The 19,533-nt window shown below is 72.5% G+C and carries 16 protein-coding genes and 1 pseudogene; 16 read left to right on the top strand and 1 reads right to left on the bottom strand.

What is annotated here, in order from left to right:
- The first annotated feature begins 152 nt into the window (after nucleotides 1-152).
- The 13 genes from ACFYXB_RS22870 to ACFYXB_RS22810 all read left to right on the top strand — a co-directional run bounded on the left by ACFYXB_RS22870 (nucleotide 153) and on the right by ACFYXB_RS22810 (nucleotide 17,238).
- Nucleotides 153-2,282, top strand: coding sequence for a glycoside hydrolase family 27 protein (locus ACFYXB_RS22870; protein WP_389585221.1), 2,130 nt, complete (start codon nucleotides 153-155; stop codon nucleotides 2,280-2,282).
- 115 nt (nucleotides 2,283-2,397) lie between these two features.
- A complete protein-coding gene (locus ACFYXB_RS22865; RefSeq protein WP_389585218.1) occupies nucleotides 2,398-3,690 on the top strand; it encodes an ABC transporter substrate-binding protein in 1,293 nt (430 codons plus the stop codon).
- A gap of 1 nt (nucleotide 3,691) precedes the next feature.
- Nucleotides 3,692-4,627 (top strand): carbohydrate ABC transporter permease, encoded by a 936-nt coding sequence (locus tag ACFYXB_RS22860; RefSeq protein ID WP_389585320.1) that lies wholly within the window; start codon nucleotides 3,692-3,694, stop codon nucleotides 4,625-4,627.
- Nucleotides 4,627-5,481 (top strand): carbohydrate ABC transporter permease, encoded by an 855-nt coding sequence (locus tag ACFYXB_RS22855; RefSeq protein WP_388497351.1) that lies wholly within the window; start codon nucleotides 4,627-4,629, stop codon nucleotides 5,479-5,481. The genes ACFYXB_RS22860 and ACFYXB_RS22855 overlap by 1 nt, the downstream gene beginning before the upstream one ends.
- A complete protein-coding gene (locus ACFYXB_RS22850; RefSeq protein ID WP_389585214.1) occupies nucleotides 5,478-7,553 on the top strand; it encodes an alpha-galactosidase in 2,076 nt (691 codons plus the stop codon). The genes ACFYXB_RS22855 and ACFYXB_RS22850 overlap by 4 nt, the downstream gene beginning before the upstream one ends.
- Nucleotides 7,554-7,618: 65 nt before the next feature.
- Nucleotides 7,619-8,389: an SDR family NAD(P)-dependent oxidoreductase gene (locus ACFYXB_RS22845; protein WP_389585211.1), complete on the top strand. Its 771-nt coding sequence runs from the start codon at nucleotides 7,619-7,621 to the stop codon at nucleotides 8,387-8,389.
- Between the two features lie 37 nt (nucleotides 8,390-8,426).
- Nucleotides 8,427-9,164, top strand: coding sequence for a FadR/GntR family transcriptional regulator (locus ACFYXB_RS22840; protein WP_389585208.1), 738 nt, complete (start codon nucleotides 8,427-8,429; stop codon nucleotides 9,162-9,164).
- Complete coding sequence (dgoD, locus tag ACFYXB_RS22835) at nucleotides 9,161-10,306, top strand: galactonate dehydratase (RefSeq protein WP_351349544.1); 1,146 nt, start codon at nucleotides 9,161-9,163, stop codon at nucleotides 10,304-10,306. The genes ACFYXB_RS22840 and dgoD overlap by 4 nt, the downstream gene beginning before the upstream one ends.
- A complete protein-coding gene (locus ACFYXB_RS22830) occupies nucleotides 10,303-11,121 on the top strand; it encodes a hypothetical protein (RefSeq protein ID WP_389585205.1) in 819 nt (272 codons plus the stop codon). The genes dgoD and ACFYXB_RS22830 overlap by 4 nt, the downstream gene beginning before the upstream one ends.
- Before the next feature lie 30 nt (nucleotides 11,122-11,151).
- Complete coding sequence (locus tag ACFYXB_RS22825; protein WP_351349548.1) at nucleotides 11,152-11,784, top strand: bifunctional 4-hydroxy-2-oxoglutarate aldolase/2-dehydro-3-deoxy-phosphogluconate aldolase; 633 nt, start codon at nucleotides 11,152-11,154, stop codon at nucleotides 11,782-11,784.
- The gene (locus ACFYXB_RS22820; protein WP_389585203.1) at nucleotides 11,781-12,674 is read left to right on the top strand and encodes an SMP-30/gluconolactonase/LRE family protein; all 894 of its coding nucleotides are present in this window, start codon (nucleotides 11,781-11,783) and stop codon (nucleotides 12,672-12,674) included. The genes ACFYXB_RS22825 and ACFYXB_RS22820 overlap by 4 nt, the downstream gene beginning before the upstream one ends.
- On the top strand, nucleotides 12,671-13,651 hold the full coding sequence (locus ACFYXB_RS22815; RefSeq protein ID WP_389585201.1) for a sugar kinase: 981 nt from the start codon (nucleotides 12,671-12,673) through the stop codon (nucleotides 13,649-13,651). Before ACFYXB_RS22820 ends, ACFYXB_RS22815 begins: the two co-directional genes overlap by 4 nt.
- Nucleotides 13,652-13,863: 212 nt before the next feature.
- Nucleotides 13,864-17,238: a pyruvate carboxylase gene (locus tag ACFYXB_RS22810; RefSeq protein ID WP_389585198.1), complete on the top strand. Its 3,375-nt coding sequence runs from the start codon at nucleotides 13,864-13,866 to the stop codon at nucleotides 17,236-17,238.
- 17 nt (nucleotides 17,239-17,255) lie between these two features.
- On the opposite strand, the gene ACFYXB_RS22805 is transcribed toward ACFYXB_RS22810, so the two are convergent.
- Entirely contained in the window at nucleotides 17,256-17,660 is a 405-nt protein-coding gene (locus tag ACFYXB_RS22805; RefSeq protein WP_389585196.1) for a MarR family winged helix-turn-helix transcriptional regulator, read from the bottom strand.
- On the opposite strand from ACFYXB_RS22805, the pseudogene ACFYXB_RS22800 reads away from it, so the two are divergent.
- The 3 genes and pseudogenes from ACFYXB_RS22800 to ACFYXB_RS22790 form a co-directional block, all read left to right on the top strand.
- A pseudogene (locus ACFYXB_RS22800) lies at nucleotides 17,623-17,841 on the top strand (transcriptional regulator); the annotation flags it as partial. The gene ACFYXB_RS22805 and the pseudogene ACFYXB_RS22800 overlap by 38 nt on opposite strands.
- Nucleotides 17,842-17,884: 43 nt before the next feature.
- Nucleotides 17,885-18,559, top strand: a complete 675-nt coding sequence (locus ACFYXB_RS22795; protein ID WP_389585194.1) for a hypothetical protein — start codon at nucleotides 17,885-17,887, stop codon at nucleotides 18,557-18,559.
- The gene (locus ACFYXB_RS22790) at nucleotides 18,556-19,530 is read left to right on the top strand and encodes a nucleotidyl transferase AbiEii/AbiGii toxin family protein (RefSeq protein WP_351349564.1); all 975 of its coding nucleotides are present in this window, start codon (nucleotides 18,556-18,558) and stop codon (nucleotides 19,528-19,530) included. The genes ACFYXB_RS22795 and ACFYXB_RS22790 overlap by 4 nt, the downstream gene beginning before the upstream one ends.
- Nucleotides 19,531-19,533: the final 3 nt, after the last annotated feature.

Here is a 19,533-nt window from a genome sequence, read left to right as displayed (position 1 = left end):
GGACAGGAAGGGCAGACTCTCTCAATAAATTAGGAATAATTCTTGACACCGTTTCGGCCGCGGGCCACAGTCTTCGCCGTGACGCCGTCGACGCCCGTCACCGGGTGGCCGCGTCATGTCTCCTCATGCTTCCCAACCCTTCGGAGAGGAACGTGACTTCACTCTCACCCGCACGGAGAGCCCCGTATCGCACGGTCACCCGCGGTGCCGTCGCGAGCGCGATCGCCGTGGTCCTGGCGGCGACCGCGGCCCCCGCGGCCACGGCCGCCCCCGCCGTGGACCAGGGGGCGCCCGCCTCCTACGACAGAGGGCTCGCGCCCACGCCCTACATGGGCTGGAACACGTACTACGGCCTCGGGGCACCCACCGAGAAGGAGGTGCGCTCGGTCGCCGACAAGCTGGTCAGCAGCGGTCTGCGCGACAGCGGATACGACATCGTGTGGCTGGACGGCGGCTGGCAGGCCGACAGCCCCCGTGACGCACAGGGGCACTTGACGGCCAACCCGGACCGCTTCCCGTCAGGGATCCCGGCCCTCGTCTCGTATCTTCACCAGCGCGGTCTGCGGGCCGGCATCTACACCGACGCGGGCACCTACGACGGCGGCAAGAGCTGCGGTCTCGGCAGCCGTGGCTACTACACCGAGGACGCCAAGCAGTTCGCCGACTGGAAGATCGACGCGATCAAGGTCGACTTCCTGTGCGGCATCGGCGCGAAGCTCGATCCCGGCCCGGCGTTCAAGGAGTTCAGCGACGCGGTCGCCAAGTCCGGCCGGAAGATGCTGCTGAACCTGTGCAATCCGCTCACCGACGACTGGGGCCTGCCGCACACCCCCGAGCAGGACGCACACAACACGTACGTCTACGCCCCGACGATCGCGGACTCCTGGCGCACCGGCACCGACATCGCCTGGGGCACCCCGAGCCCCGGCCAGTGGCCCAACATCCTGCGCAACATGGACGCCAACGCCTGGCACCCCGAGGCACAGGGCCCCGGCCACTACAACGACCCCGACTACCTCATCCCCACGCGCCGCATGGCCGACGGCACGCTGGAGCTGACGGAGGAGGAGTCCACCAGCCAGTTCGTGATGTGGGCCGAGATGGCCTCCCCGCTGGTCCTCGGCTCCGACCCGCGCACCCTGTCCGACTCGGTGCTCCGGACGCTGCGCAATCCGGAGATCATCGCCGTCGACCAGGACCCACTGTCCGTGCAGGGCGTTCGGGTCGCGACCGACTCGGTGGGCGACGTCTACAGCAAGGTGCTCTCCGGGCACGGCAAGCGGGCGGTCGTCCTGCTCAACCGCTCGGACCAGGCCGCCCGGCGCACCGTGAACTTCTCCGACGTGGCCCTCGGCGGCGCGGTCAAGGTGCGCGACCTCAGGGCGCGTGCCGATCGCGGGACGCACGCCGGGTCGTACACCGTCGAGGTCCCGGCGCACGGCACCGCGTTTCTGAAGCTCACCGGAGAGGACGCCCTCCCGGGCACCGACCTGGGCGCGCGGACCTCGGCGAGCCCGGCGGTCGTACGCGACGGCGACACGCTCACCACCTTCTTCCGCGGACCGGACGGGAACCTCGTCGCGCGCACGGAGCGTACCGAGGAGGACCTCGGGGGCCCGGCACGTGGGAAGATCCTCGGACAGCCCGCCGCCTATGCCTCCGCGGGCGGCCGGATCGACGTCTTCGTGCGCGGAGCGGACTCCCGCGCGTACCGGCGCGTGTTCGCGCACGGACGCTGGGGCGCATGGCAGGACCTCGGGGGGCAGCTGACCGACGCACCGTCTGTCGCCTTCACCGACCCCGCGCGCTGGACGCTGGTGGCGCGGGGCGCGGACGGGAGCGTCGTGCAGCGCGGGTCGGCGTCCGGCTGGTCGTCGCTCGGCACACCGGGGGAGCGAGCAGCGTACGGCAGGCCGTCCGCCGTGGTCGACGCGCAGGGGCGGGTCCATGTGGCCGTGCGTACCGTGGCCGACGACGTGTGGACGCGCTCGCGGGACACCTCCGGCCAGTGGTCGGAGTGGAGCTCGCTCGGCGGGACCGTGAGCGGCAGCCCGACGCTGGTCGCCGTCGGCGACGCCGTGGTGCTGTATGCGCGGGCCGGTGACTACACCCTCTGGCAGCAGCGCTACGAGAACGGCGCCTGGCAGTGGTGGAGCAAGCGGCAGGAGTTCCCGAGCGCCGCGTTCGACGGTGCGCTCGGGGCGGTGGCGGGTCCGGACGGCGCGATCGACGCCGTGTACCGCGGGGTCGACGGCTCCGTGCACCTGACCCAGTTCAAATAAATTAGGAATTAATCTTGACGTGGCGATCGTGCCACGCGAACCTGGATCTGCCGCGAGCGCGGCCTCGGCCGTCAGGAGGGCCGGCCCCGCCGCGCGGATCCACAGGGAGTACTCCATGACGAACCATCACCCCAGCCGACGGCTGTTCCTCGCCGGCCTCGGCGCAGTCGGGACGACGACGCTGCTCAGCGGCTGTGTCACCTCCGGCTCCTCCTCCGGCAAGAGCTCCTCCGGCGGCGGAGCGGTGACCCTTCAGTCCAACCTGTCCTCCCCGCAGGCCAAGGCCGCCATGGAGGACCTGGTGGCCGCCTACGGCAAGAAGGGCTCGGGCAAGGCCAGCCTCAACACCGTCGCCTCCGAGACCTTCCGCACCCAGCTGCCCACCTATCTCACCTCGACCAACCCGCCGGACGTCTACACCTGGTACCCCGGCTCGGTCGCGGACGCCTACGCCAAGAAGAACCTGCTGCTCGACCTCGGCGAGGTCTGGTCCTCGCCCGAGCTCAAGGGCTACTCCGAGGCGCTGAACTCGCTGTGCACCGCGAGCTCCGGCAAGAAGGTCTTCGTGCCCACCACCTACTACTGGTGGGGCATGTTCTACCGTAAGTCCAACTTCGCCAAGTGGGGCGTCAAGGAGCCCAAGAGCTGGGACGAGTTCCTCGGCCTGTGCGACAAGCTCAAGTCCAAGGGCATCGCCCCGATCGGCCTCGGCGCCGGCGGCAACACCGCCTGGGTCGCCTCCGCCTGGTTCGACTACCTGAACATCCGGATCAACGGCGCGGTCTACCACCGTGAACTCCTCGCCGGGAAGCACCGCTTCGACGACCCCGAGGTGCGCAAGGTCTTCGACCGCTGGGCGGAGCTGCTGCCGTACTTCGACCCGAACGGCACCGCGGTCGCCTTCCAGGACGCCACCACCTCCCTGCTCAACGGGCGCAGCGGCATGATGCTCATCGGCACCTTCTTCGCCGACGCGGCACCGAAGAACGCTCTCGACGACATCGACTTCTTCCGCTTCCCGATCATCGACAGCAAGGTCCCGCTCGCCGAAGAGGCGCCCACCGACGGCTACTTCGCCAGCGCCCGCACCGGACGCCGTGACGAGGTCCTCGACCTGATGCGCTACCTCGCCACCGCCGAGGCCCAGGAGATCTACATCAAGGGCTCCTCCGGCACCGTCCTGCCCACCCACCCCGACGCCAAGGACGCCGGGACCCCGCTGGTGCAGAAGGGCCGCAAGCACATCGAGGAGGCCGCGGAGATCACCCAGTTCTTCAACCGCGACTCCAGCGACGCCATGCAGCCCGCCGCCGACAACGCCCTGACCAAGTTCATCGCCAAGCCCAAGAGCGTCGGCTCGATCCTCACGGACTGGCAGCGCGACGCCGAGAAGATCTGGAATGCGTGACGTGGCAGTCCTGACCGCCCCTGAGCGTACCTCCCCGGCCCCGCCCCCGCCTCGCGGCGGGCGGGGCCGGGGCCCCCGGCGCACCCCGCCGACGGTGCTGGCGTTCCTTCTCGTCCCGCTGCTCGCCGAGGCGGTGTGGGTGTTCTGGCCCGCGCTGCAGGGCTTCTACCTCGCCCTGACCAGCTGGGACGGTGTGTCCGCGCCCCGGTTCGTGGGCCTCGGCAACTTCCGGGAGATGGCCCACGACGAGGTCTTTCGCACCGCGGCCGTCGACACCGTGCTGTGGCTCGTTCTGTTCGGCGGGCTGTCGGCGGCCCTCGGCCTCGGCGCCGCGCTCCTCCTCCAGCAGGAGCGCCGGGGCGTCGGCTTCTACCGCGCCGCCCTGTTCCTGCCCGTCGTGTTCTCCCTCGTCGCCACCGCCCTCGTCTGGCAGGCCATCTACCAGCCCGACGGAGTTCTCAATCAGCTCCTTCAGGCGGTCGGCCTGGGCAGTCTGCGACACGCCTGGCTCGCCGACCAGGACACCGCCCTGTACGCGGTCATCGTGCCCGCGCTGTGGCGCCAGGTCGGCTATGTGATGGTCCTGTACCTCGCCGGCCTCAAGGGCATCGACCCCGCCCTGTACGAGGCAGCCAAGGTCGACGGCGCCGGGCGCTGGCAGCGCTTCCGCTATGTGACGCTGCCCCAGCTGCGCAGCGTCAACGCGGTCGTCCTCTCCGTGATCATCATCGATTCGCTGCGCTCCTTCGACGTCGTGTGGTCCCTCACCCGGGGCGGCCCCTACCACTCGTCCGAACTGCTGAGCACCTACATGTACTCCACAGCTTTCCAGTCCCTGCGCCTGGGATACGGCTCCGCCCTGGCCGTCGTCATCTTCGTGCTGGCCTTCGGCGTCATCGCCTCCTACCTCGTGCGCGCCTTCCGGGAGGCGGACTGATGGCCCTGACCCGTTCGACCGTCGCGCTGCGCCGGCGCCGCGCCGCCACCGCCGGCTTCCACCTCGGCGCGGGCGCCCTCGCCCTCCTGTGGCTGCTGCCCATCGCCCTGGTCCTGGTGACCAGCCTGCGCTCCTTCGACGACATCGCCGCGCACGGCCTGGGGAGTTGGCCTCAGTCCTTCACTCTGGGCAACTTCCGGCAGGCCTGGGTCGACGGCGGCCAGCAGCGCGCCCTGATCAACAGCCTGCTCGTCAGCGTGCCCTGCGTGGTGATCACGCTGGCCCTGGCCGCCATGGCCGCGTTCGCGCTCAGCCGCTACGAGATGCCCTTCCGGCGCTCCCTGCTGCTGCTCATGCTCGGCGGCAACCTGCTCCCACCGCAGATCCTGCTCATCCCGGTGTCCAAGCTCAGCGAACTGATGGGCCTCTACGACACGTTGCCCGCGCTCATCGGCGTGCAGATCGGCTTCGGCGTCGGCTTCTACGTCTTCGTCCTGCACGGGTTCATGCGGGCCATCCCCGTGGAGATCCAGCAGGCCGCCGTCGTCGACGGAGCCGGGCCCTGGCAGATCTTCTGGCGGATCATCCTCCCGCTCGCCCGCCCGGCCCTCGCCGCGCTCAGCGCGCTGTCCTTCACCTGGATCTTCAACGACCTGCTGTGGGCCATCACCGTGCTGCGCAGCGACACCAAGATGCCCATCACCGCCGCCCTCATCGGGCTTCAGGGGCAGTACGTGTCCATGTGGAACGTGATCGCCGCGGGTTCCGTCATCGCGGCGGCGCCCACCGTGGCCGTGTTCCTCCGCTTCCAGCGCCACTTCGTGGCCGGCCTCAACCTCGGAGCGGTCAAGTGACGCCGTACCAGCGCTGGACCCTGCGCACCGACCGCACCGGCTACACCGTACGACTGTCCGCCGACGGCCCCTGGGCCGAACTCGACGCCTGGGGCCCCCACGGCGTCGAGACCGGACCGTCCGCGCTGGACTGGTCGCACCGCACCCACTTCCTCACCCCCGCCGACGCCGCGCCCGCCGAGTATCTGCCGTACGGGCTGCGCCCGTTCACCGGCGCCGAGCTCGTCGCGGCACGCCCCGGCGAAGAGCGTGGCGTGTGGTGGGAGTTCGCGGGCGCCGAGGAGGGCGAGGGCAGCCTGCGGCTCGCGTTCACCGACGACGTGCTCGGGCTGCGCACGGTCCTGTGCTACGAAACCGTTCCCGGCACCGACGTGATCCTGCGCTGGACCGAGTTCACCGCCTCGCGCGAACTGCGCCTGGAACGCCTCGACTCGGCCGCCGTCACCGTCCCGGTCACCGGCGCGGCCCGGCTGACGTACCTCACCGGCCAGTGGTCGCAGGAGTTCCAGCACACCCAACTCGACCTGCCCCGGGGCACGTTCAGCATGGGCAGCACACAGGGTGTGCCCGGCCATGCTTACGCCCCCTGGCTCGCCGTGCAGGACGGGGAGGACGGACCGGCGTACGGCGTCGCCCTCGATTGGCCCGGCAACTGGCACATCACCGCGGAAGCCGAGCCCGGCGGGTTCGTCCGCGTCCGCGCCGGCCGCGTCCCGCACGAGGGCGCGGTGTACCTCACGCCCGGCGAGACCCTGGCCACCCCGCGCCTGGCCTGCGCGTTCAGCGCGGACGGCCTCGACGGGCTGTCCCGCGTCTGGCACCGCTACGAGCGTCATCTCAGCGGCGAGCGGCTGCACCGCCCCCGCAAGGTCCTCTACAACTCCTGGGAGGCCACCGCCTTCGACGTCGACGCGGCGGGTCAGCTGGAGCTGGCGAAGACCGCCGCCGACCTCGGAGCCGAGCTGTTCGTCGTCGACGACGGCTGGTTCACCGGGCGCACCGACGACACCGGCGGCCTCGGCGACTGGTACCCCGACCCGGCGGCGTTCCCGGACGGCTTCGGCCGGTTCGTCGACGATGTGCGCGCCCTGGGGCTCGACTTCGGCCTGTGGATCGAACCGGAGGCCGTGAGCCCCGGCAGCCGGCTGCACGCCGAACACCCCGACTGGGTCTACCGGATCGAGGACCGGCCCGCGCGTCTGGTCCGCAACCAGCTCCTGCTCGACCTCGGCCGCACCGACGTCCAGGACTTCGTCATCGCGACCCTCGACCGGCTGCTGACCGCGTACGACATCTCCTACCTCAAGTGGGACATGAACCGGCCGCCCACCGAACGCGGCCGTCCCGGCGCCGGACCGGCCGACCGCCTCGACCTCGACGCCCAGCACGTCACCGGCTATCTGCGCGTCCTGGACCACCTGCGCACCGCCCACCCCCACGTCACCGTCGAGGGCTGCGCGGGCGGCGGCGCACGCGTCGACCACGCCACCCTGGCCCGCACCGACGTCCTGTGGCCCAGCGACAACACCGCGCCCCTGGACCGGCTCGCCGTCCAGTACGGTTTCCTGCACGCCCACGCCCCGCACGTGATGAGCTCCTGGGTCACCGACGCCCCCGGCGTCTTCGACCCCCGCCCGCGCAGCCTCGCCTTCCGCTTCGTCAACGCCATGTGCGGCGTCCTCGGCATCGGCGCCGACCTGCGCCACTGGGACGCCGACCAGCGTGCCGAGGCAGCCCGGTGGATCGCCCGCTACAAGGACGTACGGGACGTCATCCACCTCGGTGAAGTACGGCTGTTGGGCAGCCCGCGCGACTCCACCTGCGGCGTCCAGTACGACGCGAGCGACGGGCGCACGGTCGTGGCCGCCCTCAGTACCGGCCCGCTGGACGGCGCCCCGCTCGTCCCCGGCCGCCCGGCCCGCCTCCGGCTGCGCGGACTGGACCCGGCTGCCACCTACCGGGACGAGGATGCGGGGATCACATACAGCGGCGCCCATCTGCTCCACTACGGCCTGCCGTTCGCGTGGAGCGCGGCGCACGACGCAGAACTGGTGGTGCTGACACGGCAGTAGAAAGCCGCCGACCGGCATATCTTCACCCCACACCCATCAGCGCAGCGAAGGAGCCGTACCACCCGATGGAACAGTCCCGCCGGTCCTGTGACCGCTTCACCGGCCGCACGGCCGTGGTCACCGGCGCCGCCTCCGGCATCGGAGCCGCCACCGCCGAACGCCTCGCCCAGGAGGGAGCCGCCGTCGTCCTCGCCGACATCGCCGAGGAGCGCGGCACGGCGGTCGCCGAGCGGATCGCCAAGGACGGCGGCCGGGCCCGCTTCGTCACCGCCGACGTCTCGGCCGAGGGGGACTGGGCGCGGATCGCCGCGGCGGCACACGACTTCGGCCCCGTGGACCTGTTCGTCAGCAACGCCTTCACCGTCGAGGTGAGCCCGGCGCACGAGCTGACCCTGGACTCCTGGCGACGGCAGCTCGACGTCAACCTCACCGGTGCCTTCCTCGGCTTCAGAGCCGTCCTGCCCGACCTGCGCGCCCGCCGGGGAGCCGTCGTCCTGACCTCGTCCGTCCACGCTCACAAGGGCATCCCGGGCCATCCCGCCTACGCCGCGTCCAAGGGCGCGCTGCTGTCCCTGTGCGGACAGCTCGCCGTCGAGTACGGACCCGAGGTGCGCGTCAACGCCGTGGTGCCGGGGCCGATCATGACGGCCGCCTGGGACCGGGTGTCCGCCGAGGACCGCGAACGCAGCGTCGCCGAGACCGCCGCCGGCCGCTTCGGCACCCCCGCGGAGGTCGCCGCCGCCATCGCCTTCCTCGGTTCCGGCGAGGCCTCCTTCATCACCGGGTCGAGTCTCCTCGTGGACGGCGGCTGGAGCGTCGTCAAGGCCTCCGCATGACCCGCGCGTCCACCTCGCAGCAGAAAGGCACTACGACATGACGCCCTACGCCCGCCGCGGTGTGCACGGCCAGACCGTGGAGGCACTCGCCCGCCGCATCCTGGGCGGCGAAATCTCCGAAGGGGCCACCCTGGACCTGGTCGCCCTGCAGAGCGAACTGGACGTCAGCCTCACCGCCCTGCGCGAGTCCCTGAAGGTCCTGGCCGCCAAGGGCTTGGTCGACGCCCGCCAGAAACGCGGCACCTTCGTGCGGGCCCGTGCGGACTGGAACCTCCTCGATGCCGACATGCTGCGCTGGCGGTTCGAGAGCGACCGCACCACCGAGTCCGACCGGGCCCTGCTGCACAGCCTGGCCGAGGTGCGCTCCATCATCGAGCCCGCCGCCGTACGCCTGGCCGCCGAGCGCCGCACCGACGCCGACCTCACCGCCCTGGACGCGGCCCTCGACGCGATGAGCGAGCCGGACGGCGACGCCGCCCACGCCGTCCATGCCGACCTCGCGTTCCACCGCGCCCTGCTCGCCGCCACCCACAACGAACTCCTCGAGCGCATGGAGATGGTGATCGAGTCCGGCCTCGCCCACCGCGACCGCATCGTGCACAGCTCCCCGCACAGCGAGGACCCCGTACCCGCCCACCGCGCCGTCCTGGACGCCGTACGCGCGCAGGACCCGCGCGCCGCCGAGGCCGCCATGCGCGCCCTGCTCGACCAGGCCGGCCGCGACCTCGACCGGATCGGCGGGTCCGACGACACCGAAAGGCACCCCCGCCAGTGAAGATCACCCGCATCGAGACCTTCCTCGTGCCGCCGCGCTGGCTGTTCTGCCGCATCGAGACCGACGACGGCGTGGTCGGCTGGGGCGAGCCCGTCGTTGAGGGCCGCGCCGAGGTGGTCCGCGCCGCCGTCGACGTCCTCGCCGACCATCTCGTCGGGCAGGACCCGCTGCGCATCCAGGACCACTGGCAGGTGCTCACCAAGGGCGGCTTCTACCGCGGCGGACCGGTGCTCTCCAGCGCCGTGGCCGGCCTCGACCAGGCGCTGTGGGACATCGCCGGCAAGACCTACGGCGCACCCGTGCACGCCCTGCTCGGCGGCCCCGTGCGCGACCGGGTCCGGGTGTACGCCTGGGTCGGCGGCGACGAACCCGCCGAGCTGACCGAGCAGATAGCCGCCCAGGTGGAGGCCGGCTTCACTGCCGTGAAGATGAACGGCGCCGGCGCCACCTCCCCGGTGACCACCGCCGCCGAGACCGCGGCCGTCGTCGCCCGCGTGGCCGCCGCCCGCGAAGCACTCGGCCCGGACCGGGACGTCGCCGTCGACTTCCACGGCCGGTTCTCCGCCGCCAGCTCCCGCCGCGTCCTCGCCGAACTCGCCCCGCTGCATCCGCTGTTCGTGGAGGAACCCGTCGTCCCCGAGCAGAGCCATCTGCTGCCCGGACTGGTCGCGTCCAGCCCCGTGCCCCTGGCCACCGGCGAACGCCTCTACGGACGCGCCGAGTTCCTGCCCGTCCTTGCCGCCGGCATCGCGGTCGCCCAGCCCGACCTCTCCCACGCGGGCGGCATCTCCGAGGTCCACCGCATCGCCTCGCTCGCCGAGACCTATGGCGCCCAGCTCGCCCCGCACTGCCCGCTCGGTCCCATCGCACTGGCGGCCAGCCTCCAGGTCGCCTTCGCCACACCGAACTTCCTCATCCAGGAGCAGAGCCGGGGTATCCACTACAACAAGGACGTCGACCTGTTGTCGTACGTCGTCGACACCGAGCCGTTCCGGTTCGTGGACGGCCACGCCCCGCGCTTCGACGCCCCCGGTCTCGGCATCACCGTCGACGAGGCCGCCGTACGCGCCGCCGACCGCACCGGGCACGCGTGGCGCAACCCGGTGTGGCGGCACCCCGACGGCTCCTTCGCGGAGTGGTGACGGTGGCCCTCGAGATCGTCACCGACCCGGCGCACGGGGGCCGTTGGACCTCGCTGAGAGGCGGGGGACGCGAGTGGCTGTGGCACCGGGAGGCGCCCGGCCGGGACCAGGTGTCGCCCGGGGACGCGTTCGTCGACGCGGGCGGGCTGGAGGAGTGTGTCCCGACCGTGCGCGGTACTCCCGATCACGGGGACGTCTGGTCGCGGCCATGGAAGCGCGAGGACGACACCGACACCGTGCAGGCGGAACGGTTCGCCCTGGCACGGACCATCCGTACGACGGCGGTCGGCGCCGAGGCCGACTACGTGCTGACGGCCGACCCCGGCTTCCGCTTCGTCTGGGCCGCCCACGCCCTGCTCGACTTGAGCCCGTCGGCCACCTTGCGTGTACGGCCGGGAGCCCGCGCCCGCCTCCACCCCGAGGCCGCCCCGCTGGTGGCGGAGCCTTGGCCGGCCGGTGCGCCTTGGCTCGAGGGCGAGTGGCCCGCCCCGCTCGGTCTGCCCCTGGACCGGTTCGGACCGGACGACGGCACCGCGCTCGGCGCCGTCGTGGACACCCCGGACTGCTGTGTCCACGACGGCACGCACCGCCTCGCCCTCGCCCTGGAGGCCGACGGCCAACCGCTGTCGACCGCCCTGTGGCGCAACCTCGGCGGATTCCCCGCCCAGGACCCCTACCGCAGCACGGGAGTCGAGCCGATGGTCGGCCGCGTCTTCGACCTCGCCGACGCGGGACCCGGCGACGCCGCGCGCGTGCCCGCCTCCGGCGAGGTCCGCTGGCGGCTCACGCTGACTCCCGTCTGCCGCTGCCCCTGAACCCGCCTGCCCGTACAAGGAGTTGTGTCCGTGGATCTGCAAGCCGCCCTGGCCCTCCACCGGTTGGTCGCCATCGTGCGCGGCGGTGACCCCGAGGCCGCGCTGAGCACCGTACTCACCCTCGCCGACGAGGGCATCGAGCTGATCGAGGTGTCCCTGAGCGGCAAGGACGCCCTGACCGTCATCGAGCGTGCCCGCGAGACACTCGGCCCCGACCGGCACCTCGGCGCCGGCACCGTCCTGACCGCCGACGACGCCCGCGCGGCCCACCGGGCGGGCGCCGACTTCGCCGTAACTCCCGGGCTCGGCGAGGGGGTTGCCACCGCCCGCGCCCTCGGCATGCCCGTCCTGGCCGGAGTGATGACTCCGACCGAGATCATCGCCGCCCGCGCGCTCGGGGCCGAGGCGCTGAAGATATTCCCAGCCGCCCAGGCAGGCGGCCCCGGCTACCTCAAGGCGCTCCAAGGTCCCTTCCCGCACGAGACGTTCGTTCCGGTGGGCGGCGTCGACGAGGCCGCCGCCCGCGCCTATCTGGCCGCCGGGGCACGCGCGGTCGGCATCGGCTCGCCCCTCGTCGGCGACGCGGCCGACGGCGGCAGCACGACCGCCCTGCGCGAGCGGGCCCGCGCCTTCCGCACCGCCGTACAGGAGGCCACCGCGTGAGCAACGCGCCGGTCGTCACCCGGCCCGAACGCCTCGAACTCGGCGAAGGCATCCGCTTCACCGGCGGACGCCTCGTCCTCGTCGACATCCTCAAGGGCCGCCTGCTGACAGCCCCCGACGACCCCACCGCACCCCTGGGCACGCTCGCCCAACTGCCGGTCCCCTTGGGCGCGGTGGCACCAGTGGCCGGACGGCCCGGCAGCTGGCTGGCCGCCGCGGGCACGGGCATCTGCCTGCTCGGGCCCGACGGTTCGCCGACGTGGCTGGCCCGGCCGGAGGCCGAAGCGCGGCCTGCCTTGCGCATGAACGACGGCACCGCGGACCCGTCCGGCAGGTTCTGGGCGGGCAGCATGGCCTACGACGCCGACGCGGACGCCGGTTCGCTGTTCCGGGTGGACCACGACGGCACGGTGGTGCGGGTCCTGGACGGCATCACCGTGCCGAACGGGCCCGCGTTCACCGCCGACGGCCGCACGATGTACCTCGCCGACAGCGCCCGGGGTATCGTCCGTCGCTACCCGGTCGACCCGGCGACGGGGGCGCTCGGCACGCCGGCCACGTTCGTCACGGTCGACGACGGCAGCCCCGACGGGATGACCGTCGACGACGAGGGCGCCGTGTGGATAGCGGTCTGGGGCACGGGGACGGTATGTCGCTTTTTGCCGGACGGCACGCTGGACCGCACCGTGCGGCTTCCCGCCAGTCAGCCCGCCGGGGTGTGTCTCCAGGGCGACGTCCTGCACATCACCACGGCGACCGTGGGCCTTATGACACCGGGTCCGTACGACGGCGCCCTGTTCTCGGTCCGGGTGGGGGTGCCGGGGCCACAGGCGGCGGCGTACCGCCCGGACGCCGACGCCCTGTTCGGGCCGGAACGGCGGCAGGCGTGACGCCCCCGTGGCGTCCCGCCGACGGACCGGTGGTCTGCGTCGGCGAGACCATGGCCGCCCTCGCCCCCGAGCCGCCCGACTCCCTCGAGACCGGAGCGAGCCTGCGGCTGTCCGTGGCGGGGGCGGAGTCCAACGTGGCGATGTACCTCGCCGACCTGGGCCGTCCCGCCGTATGGCTCTCGGCGCTCGGCGACGACCCGTTCGGCCGACGGGTGCGGGCCGCCGTCGCCGCGACCGGAGTCGACGTGTCGGGCGTACGGCTCGACCCCGGGCGGCCCACCGGCCTGCTCGTCAAGGACCCGGGTCCGGCGGGCACCCGCGTCCACTACTACCGGCGCGGCTCGGCGGCCTCGGCCCTCGGACCCGACGTCCTGGGCGATCCGAGGCTCACACGGGCGGCCGTCCTGCACCTGACCGGCGTGACCCCGGCCTTGTCCCCGTCCTGCCGTGAACTGGTGGAGCGCGCGCTCGCGAACCCGCCGACGGGGCGGCCGTACGCCGTCAGCTTCGACGTCAACCACCGGCCCGCGCTCTGGCCGGACGACACGGCCGCCGCGACCGTCCTGCACGACCTGGCCGACCGCGCCGACCTCGCCTTCGTCGGCCTCGACGAGGCCCAGCGCCTGTGGGGCGCCCACCTCGATCCGCGCGGCGTGCGCAAGCTCCTCTCCCGTCCGCGGCTGCTCGTCGTCAAGGACGGCGGGCGGGCTGCCACCGTCTTCGTCGACGACCGGGAAGTCACCGTGCCTTCCCTGCCCACGGAGGTGGTGGAACCGGTCGGCGCCGGCGACGCGTTCGCCGCGGGGTTCCTCGCCGGGCTGCTCCGGGACGGCGACCTGACCAGGGCCCTGCGCCTGGGCCATGTCACCGCCGCGTCCGCGCTCAAGGTGACCGGCGACCACGGCCCCCTGCCGGACGCCCCCACGATCGAACGGCTGCTCGCTTTCACGGACCGGGAATGGGCGGCGCACACTTGAGGCGTCCAGGGCGGGGAGCAGCCTCGGCGCGTTCTGCCTGGTCAAGGGCGTCGCCGCGTGATGGGGGCCGCTCCTGGCCGGTCGTGGCGCTGTCAATGTGATGTTTCCCGCCTTCAGCAGCCCCTCGCCGCACCCCTAACGTGGCCGCGTGGCACGGCAGGGGCGCGGCCGACACGATGGTGTTCGTCGCCGGCAGGCTGAAGGGGTCGAGCATGTTCCGCAAGGTGCTGGTCGCCAACCGTGGGGAGATCGCGATCCGGGCGTTTCGCGCCGGCTATGAGCTGGGCGCGCGCACCGTCGCCGTCTTCCCGCACGAGGACCGCAACTCCCTCCACCGGCTCAAGGCCGACGAGGCGTACGAGATCGGTGACCCCGGCCATCCGGTGCGGGCCTATCTGTCGGTGGGGGAGATCGTCGGCGCGGCCCGCCGGGCGGGCGCGGACGCGGTCTACCCCGGGTACGGCTTCCTGTCCGAGAACCCGGAACTGGCCCGGGCCTGCGAGGAGGCCGGCATTACGTTCGTCGGGCCGAGCGCGGATACCCTGGAGCTGACGGGCAACAAGGCGCGGGCGGTGGCCGCCGCCCGCGCCGCCGGTGTGCCCGTGCTGGGCTCCTCAGCCCCCTCCACCGACGTCGACGAACTCGTCCGGGCCGCGGACGGGGTCGGATTCCCGGTGTTCGTGAAGGCCGTGGCGGGTGGCGGCGGGCGCGGTATGCGGCGCGTCGAGGAGCCCTCCCAACTGCGCGAGTCCATCGAGGCGGCCTCCCGCGAGGCGGCGTCCGCGTTCGGCGACCCGACGGTCTTCCTGGAGAAGGCCGTAGTGAACCCGCGCCACATCGAGGTGCAGATCCTCGCCGACGGCCAGGGCGACGTCATCCACCTGTACGAGCGCGACTGCTCGTTGCAGCGCCGCCACCAGAAGGTCATCGAGCTGGCGCCCGCACCCAACCTCGACCCGGAGCTGCGGGACCGGATCTGCGCGGACGCTGTGCGCTTCGCCCGCGAGATCGGCTACCGCAACGCGGGCACCGTCGAGTTCCTGGTCGACCGCGACGGCAACCACGTCTTCATCGAGATGAACCCGCGCATCCAGGTCGAGCACACGGTGACCGAAGAGGTCACCGACGTCGACCTGGTCCAGGCCCAACTGCGCATCGCGTCCGGCGAGTCGCTGGCCGACCTCGGCCTGTCGCAGGACACCGTGACCCTGCGCGGCGCCGCCCTCCAGTGCCGTATCACCACCGAGGACCCCGCCAACGGCTTCCGCCCGGACACTGGACGGATCAGCGCCTACCGCTCGCCGGGCGGCTCGGGCATCCGCCTCGACGGCGGAACCACCCACGCCGGTACGGAGATCAGCGCCCACTTCGACTCCATGCTGGTCAAACTCACCTGCCGGGGACGGGACCTGAGGTCCGCGATCGGCCGGGCCCGGCGTGCCGTGGCCGAGTTCCGCATCCGCGGCGTGGCCACCAACATCCCCTTCCTGCAGGCCGTCCTGGACGACCCGGACTTCCAGGCCGGACGCATCACGACGTCGTTCATCGAACAACGTCCGCACCTGCTCACCGCCCGCTCCTCCGCCGACCGCGGCACCAAACTGCTCACCTACCTCGCCGACGTCACCGTCAACAAGCCCCACGGCGAACGCCCCCAACTGCCGTCCGCCCTCACCAAGTTGCCCCCGCTGCCGGAAGGCGAGCCGGCTGCGGGCTCCCGGCAGCGGCTCGTCGAACTCGGCCCGGAACGCTTCGCCCACTGGCTGCGCGAGTCGCCGCTCCTCGGCGTCACCGACACCACGTTCCGGGACGCCCACCAGTCCCTGCTCGCCACCCGCGTGCGCACCAAGGACCTCCTCGCCGTCGCCCCGCTGGTGGCCCGGACCCTGCCCGGCCTGCTCTCCCTCGAGTGCTGGGGCGGTGCCACCTACGACGTCGCCCTGCGCTTCCTCGCCGAGGACCCCTGGGAGCGGCTGGCCGCGCTGCGCGAGGCGGTGCCCAACATCTGCCTCCAGATGCTGCTGCGCGGTCGCAATACCGTGGGCTACACGCCGTATCCGACCGAGGTGACCGACGCCTTCGTCCAGGAGGCCGCCGCCACCGGCATCGACATCTTCCGGATCTTCGACGCGCTCAACGACGTCGGCCAGATGCGCCCCGCCATCGACGCCGTACGGCAGACCGGCACCGCGGTCGCCGAGGTCGCCCTGTGCTACACCGCCGACCTCTCCGACCCGTCGGAACGCCTCTACACCCTGGACTACTACCTGCGGCTCGCCGAGCAGATCGTCGAGGCCGGCGCCCATGTCCTCGCCGTCAAGGACATGGCCGGACTGCTGCGCGCCCCCGCCGCAGCCAAGCTGGTGTCGGCGCTGCGGCGGGAGTTCGGCCTGCCGGTGCATCTGCACACCCACGACACGGCGGGTGGTCAGCTCGCCACCTACCTCGCGGCGGCCCAGGCGGGCGTGGACGCGGTGGACGGCGCGGTCGCCTCCATGGCCGGTACGACCTCACAGCCGTCCCTGTCCGCGATCCTGGCCGCCACCGACCACTCCGACCACCCCACCGGCCTCGACCTCCAGGCCGTCGGTGACCTGGAGCCGTACTGGGAGAGCGTCCGCCGGATCTACGCGCCGTTCGAGGCGGGCCTGGCCTCGCCGACCGGACGCGTCTACCACCACGAGATCCCCGGCGGCCAGCTGTCCAACCTGCGCACGCAGGCGGTCGCGCTCGGCCTCGGTGACCGCTTCGAGGACATCGAGGCGATGTACGCCGCCGCCGACCGCATCCTGGGACGCCTGGTCAAGGTCACCCCGTCGTCCAAGGTGGTCGGGGACCTCGCCCTGCATCTCGTCGGCGCCGGCGTGGACCCGGCGGCCTTCGAGGCGACGCCCGACCGGTTCGACATCCCCGACTCCGTGATCGGCTTCCTGCGCGGCGAGTTGGGCACTCCGCCCGGCGGCTGGCCGGAGCCGTTCCGCACCAAGGCGCTCCAGGGCCGGGCGGAGGCGAGGCCCGTGCCGGAGCTGAGCGCCGAGGACCGTACCGGTCTGGAGAAGACGCGGCGCGCCACGCTCAACCGGCTGCTGTTCCCCGGCCCGACACGCGACTTCGGCACGCATCGGCAGTCCTTCGGCGACACCAGCGTCCTCGACAGCAAGGACTTCTTCTACGGGCTGCGCCCCGGAGCCGAGTACGCCGTCGACCTCGAACCCGGCGTACGGCTCCTGATCGAACTCCAGGCCGTCGGGGACGCCGACGAGCGGGGCATGCGCACGGTGATGGCCACCCTCAACGGGCAGCTCCGGCCCATCCAGGTGCGCGACCAGGCCGCGGCCTCCGACGTACCGGTCACCGAGAAGGCCGACCGGGCCAACCCCAGCCATGTGGCGGCGCCGTTCGGCGGTGTGGTGACCCTCGCGGTCGCCGAGGGCGACGAGGTGGCGGCCGGGGTGACGGTGGCCACGATCGAGGCGATGAAGATGGAGGCCGCGATCACCGCCCCGAGGGCGGGTCGGGTGTCCCGCCTCGCCATCAACCGTATCCAGCAGGTGGAGGGCGGCGACCTTCTCATCGAACTGGCCTGATCGTCAGCCGTCAGCCGTCAGCCGTCAGCCGTCTCGCCCAGCCGCCGCAGCAGACCGAGCAGCGTCGCGCGGTCCGGGGCGGTGAGGGCGGAGAAGCAGTCGGCCAGCACCTCGTCGGCGATGCCGTGACCTGCCGTCAGGACCCGCTCGCCTGCGGGGGTGAGATGGTGCTCGATGCGCCGGCCGTGGCCCGGCCGGCGCTCGATCAGGTCCTGGGCGGTCAGCCGGGTGGCGAGCGTGCCGAAGGCCTGTTCGCTCTGGAAGGTCGCCGCGGCCAGTTCGCGCGCGGACGCCCCGGGGGAGCGGCTGATGGCGCGCAGTGCGTCCCACTGGGCGAGGGTGGTGCCGGCCGCCGCGAGGGCGCTGTCGAGGGCCCGGTGCTGCCGGCTGTGGGATTCCCACGACGTGAGCGACCAGCCCACGCTCCGCAAGACGCTCGACCATCCGGTGGTACGCCCCGTGACGGTCAACTGCGACGTCCTCGACATCAGCGACCTCGACCAGCGGGTCGTCATCTACACCGCCGCACCCGGCTCGTCGGACGAGGAGGCGCTGCGCCTGCAGGCGGTGATCGGCACCCAGCGCCTGGGAGTACCGGGCTGAGCGGCCGGGGCGTTGTCGGTGCCGGCTGATAGCGTCCCGGGCCGTGGGGACAGACACCGGAGCACCGCAGGTCACGGGCGAGTTCGAGACACATCTGACGGTACGGGCGCGGCCGGGCGGCGACGCGGACGAGCCACTGCGCCGCTGGGCGGCCCGGCACGGCATGAAGTTCACGCGGATCGTGCTGGATCGCGGACACCACCCGGATCAGCCGATGCTGACCTACCAGGGAAACGGCATCCTCGCCCGGCAGCGGACGGCGGCCCGCGAGTGGACGGCCCGGCTGCGAGATGCCGGCTTCGAGGTTGCGCGCGTGAAGATCGAGGCCGCCCCGTGGAACAAGGGCGTCCCGCACGACCGCACCGCGGCGGCCGAACCGCCGTACGCCGCCTGCCACTTCGAACACCACGTCAAACTGGTCCTCACCGACACCACCGCCGAACTGCCTCTGCTGCGCGACTTGGCGACACGGCACGACGCACACGTCTCCCGCAACGCTCGCCGCGCCCTGGACGCCGACTGCCACGAACGCTTCGTCACCCAGCGCTGCCACGGAGTCGGCCGTACCGAAGCGGGGCACAGCCTCGCCGCGCTCCTCACGGCGCTCACGGATGCCGGGTTCCCGGTCGTGGAGGCCGAGGAGGAGTACGTGGTGTACGACGACAATCCGGCCGTCGACGCGGGCTGGCTCGACACGCTCGCCGGGGCGTCGCGATGAGCCCCGACTCGCGTACGGCCCACCGTGCGGCCCTCGACCATGTGCTCGCCCTGATCGCGGACGCTCCCTGGAGCGACACCCTCGTCCTGCGCGGCAGCATGGCCATGCCGGCGTGGGCGGGCGACGCGGCACGGGAGCCGGGCGATCTCGACTGGGTGGTGCTGGAGGACGACGTCCTGGTCGACCCGCTGGACCCGTATCCGTACGTCGACCTCGAGACCGTCCAGCAGTGGCCGGAGGCCGCCGATGGCGCCGCCCGCTACGAGATCTGGCGCGAGGAGGAGTTCGGCACCGGTGGACAACGCCCCCACCTGCCGCCGGAGGGACTGCACTGGCTGCTCGCCGGCGAGGAATCGGCCGAACAGCAGGCGCCGTACGGCGACCTCCTCGACCGCGTAAGACGTCACCCCGAGGCGGCACCCGGGGTGCTGCTCGACGCGGAGGCGGCCGACCGGGACGGCACTTGGACGTACGCCGAGTACGACACGCCGGGAGTGCGCCTGCTGATCCCCTGGCACGCGGAAGGCGGAGTGTCAGGGACGGTCCAACTCGATTTCGCCCGCGACGAACTGCTCCCCGAGGCGCCGGTGTGGACCCGGGTGCCCCGGGGCGATGGCGGCGCCCCCGTCGTCGTACGCACCGCGAGCCGCGAACTCTCCCTGGCCTGGAAGGTGTTGTGGGTCCACACCGACCGCCGTACGGCCGGACTGGCCCAGGGCAAGGACGTGTACGACGCCGTCCTGCTGGCCGAGGCACCCGCCACCGGACTCTCGCCGCGCCTGCTCCGCCGGGTCCTGCGCCGCACGTTGGGCGGCGAGGCCGACACGTTCGGGCCCGACGCCGTGGCCGACTGGCGGGTCGACTGGGATGCGTTCCGTGCGGAGCACCCATGGGTCCGGGGCACCGGCAGGGAGTGGCTCGACCGGTTGGTGCGAGCCCTGGAACCGGTGCTGGCCTCGGCCACGGCGTGAGTG

The organism is Streptomyces sp. NPDC002619, assembly GCF_042889305.1.
Lineage (GTDB): Bacteria > Actinomycetota > Actinomycetes > Streptomycetales > Streptomycetaceae > Streptomyces.
This window is presented reverse-complemented; position numbering and strand designations above follow the sequence as displayed.

Coding starts and splice junctions, on each gene's coding strand:
- ACFYXB_RS22865 (WP_389585218.1), top strand. CDS start 2,398: ATGACGAACCATCACCCCAGCCGACGGCTGTTCCTCGCCGGCCTCGGC.
- ACFYXB_RS22855 (WP_388497351.1), top strand. CDS start 4,627: ATGGCCCTGACCCGTTCGACCGTCGCGCTGCGCCGGCGCCGCGCCGCC.
- ACFYXB_RS22845 (WP_389585211.1), top strand. CDS start 7,619: ATGGAACAGTCCCGCCGGTCCTGTGACCGCTTCACCGGCCGCACGGCC.
- ACFYXB_RS22840 (WP_389585208.1), top strand. CDS start 8,427: ATGACGCCCTACGCCCGCCGCGGTGTGCACGGCCAGACCGTGGAGGCA.
- ACFYXB_RS22810 (WP_389585198.1), top strand. CDS start 13,864: ATGTTCCGCAAGGTGCTGGTCGCCAACCGTGGGGAGATCGCGATCCGG.
- ACFYXB_RS22790 (WP_351349564.1), top strand. CDS start 18,556: ATGAGCCCCGACTCGCGTACGGCCCACCGTGCGGCCCTCGACCATGTG.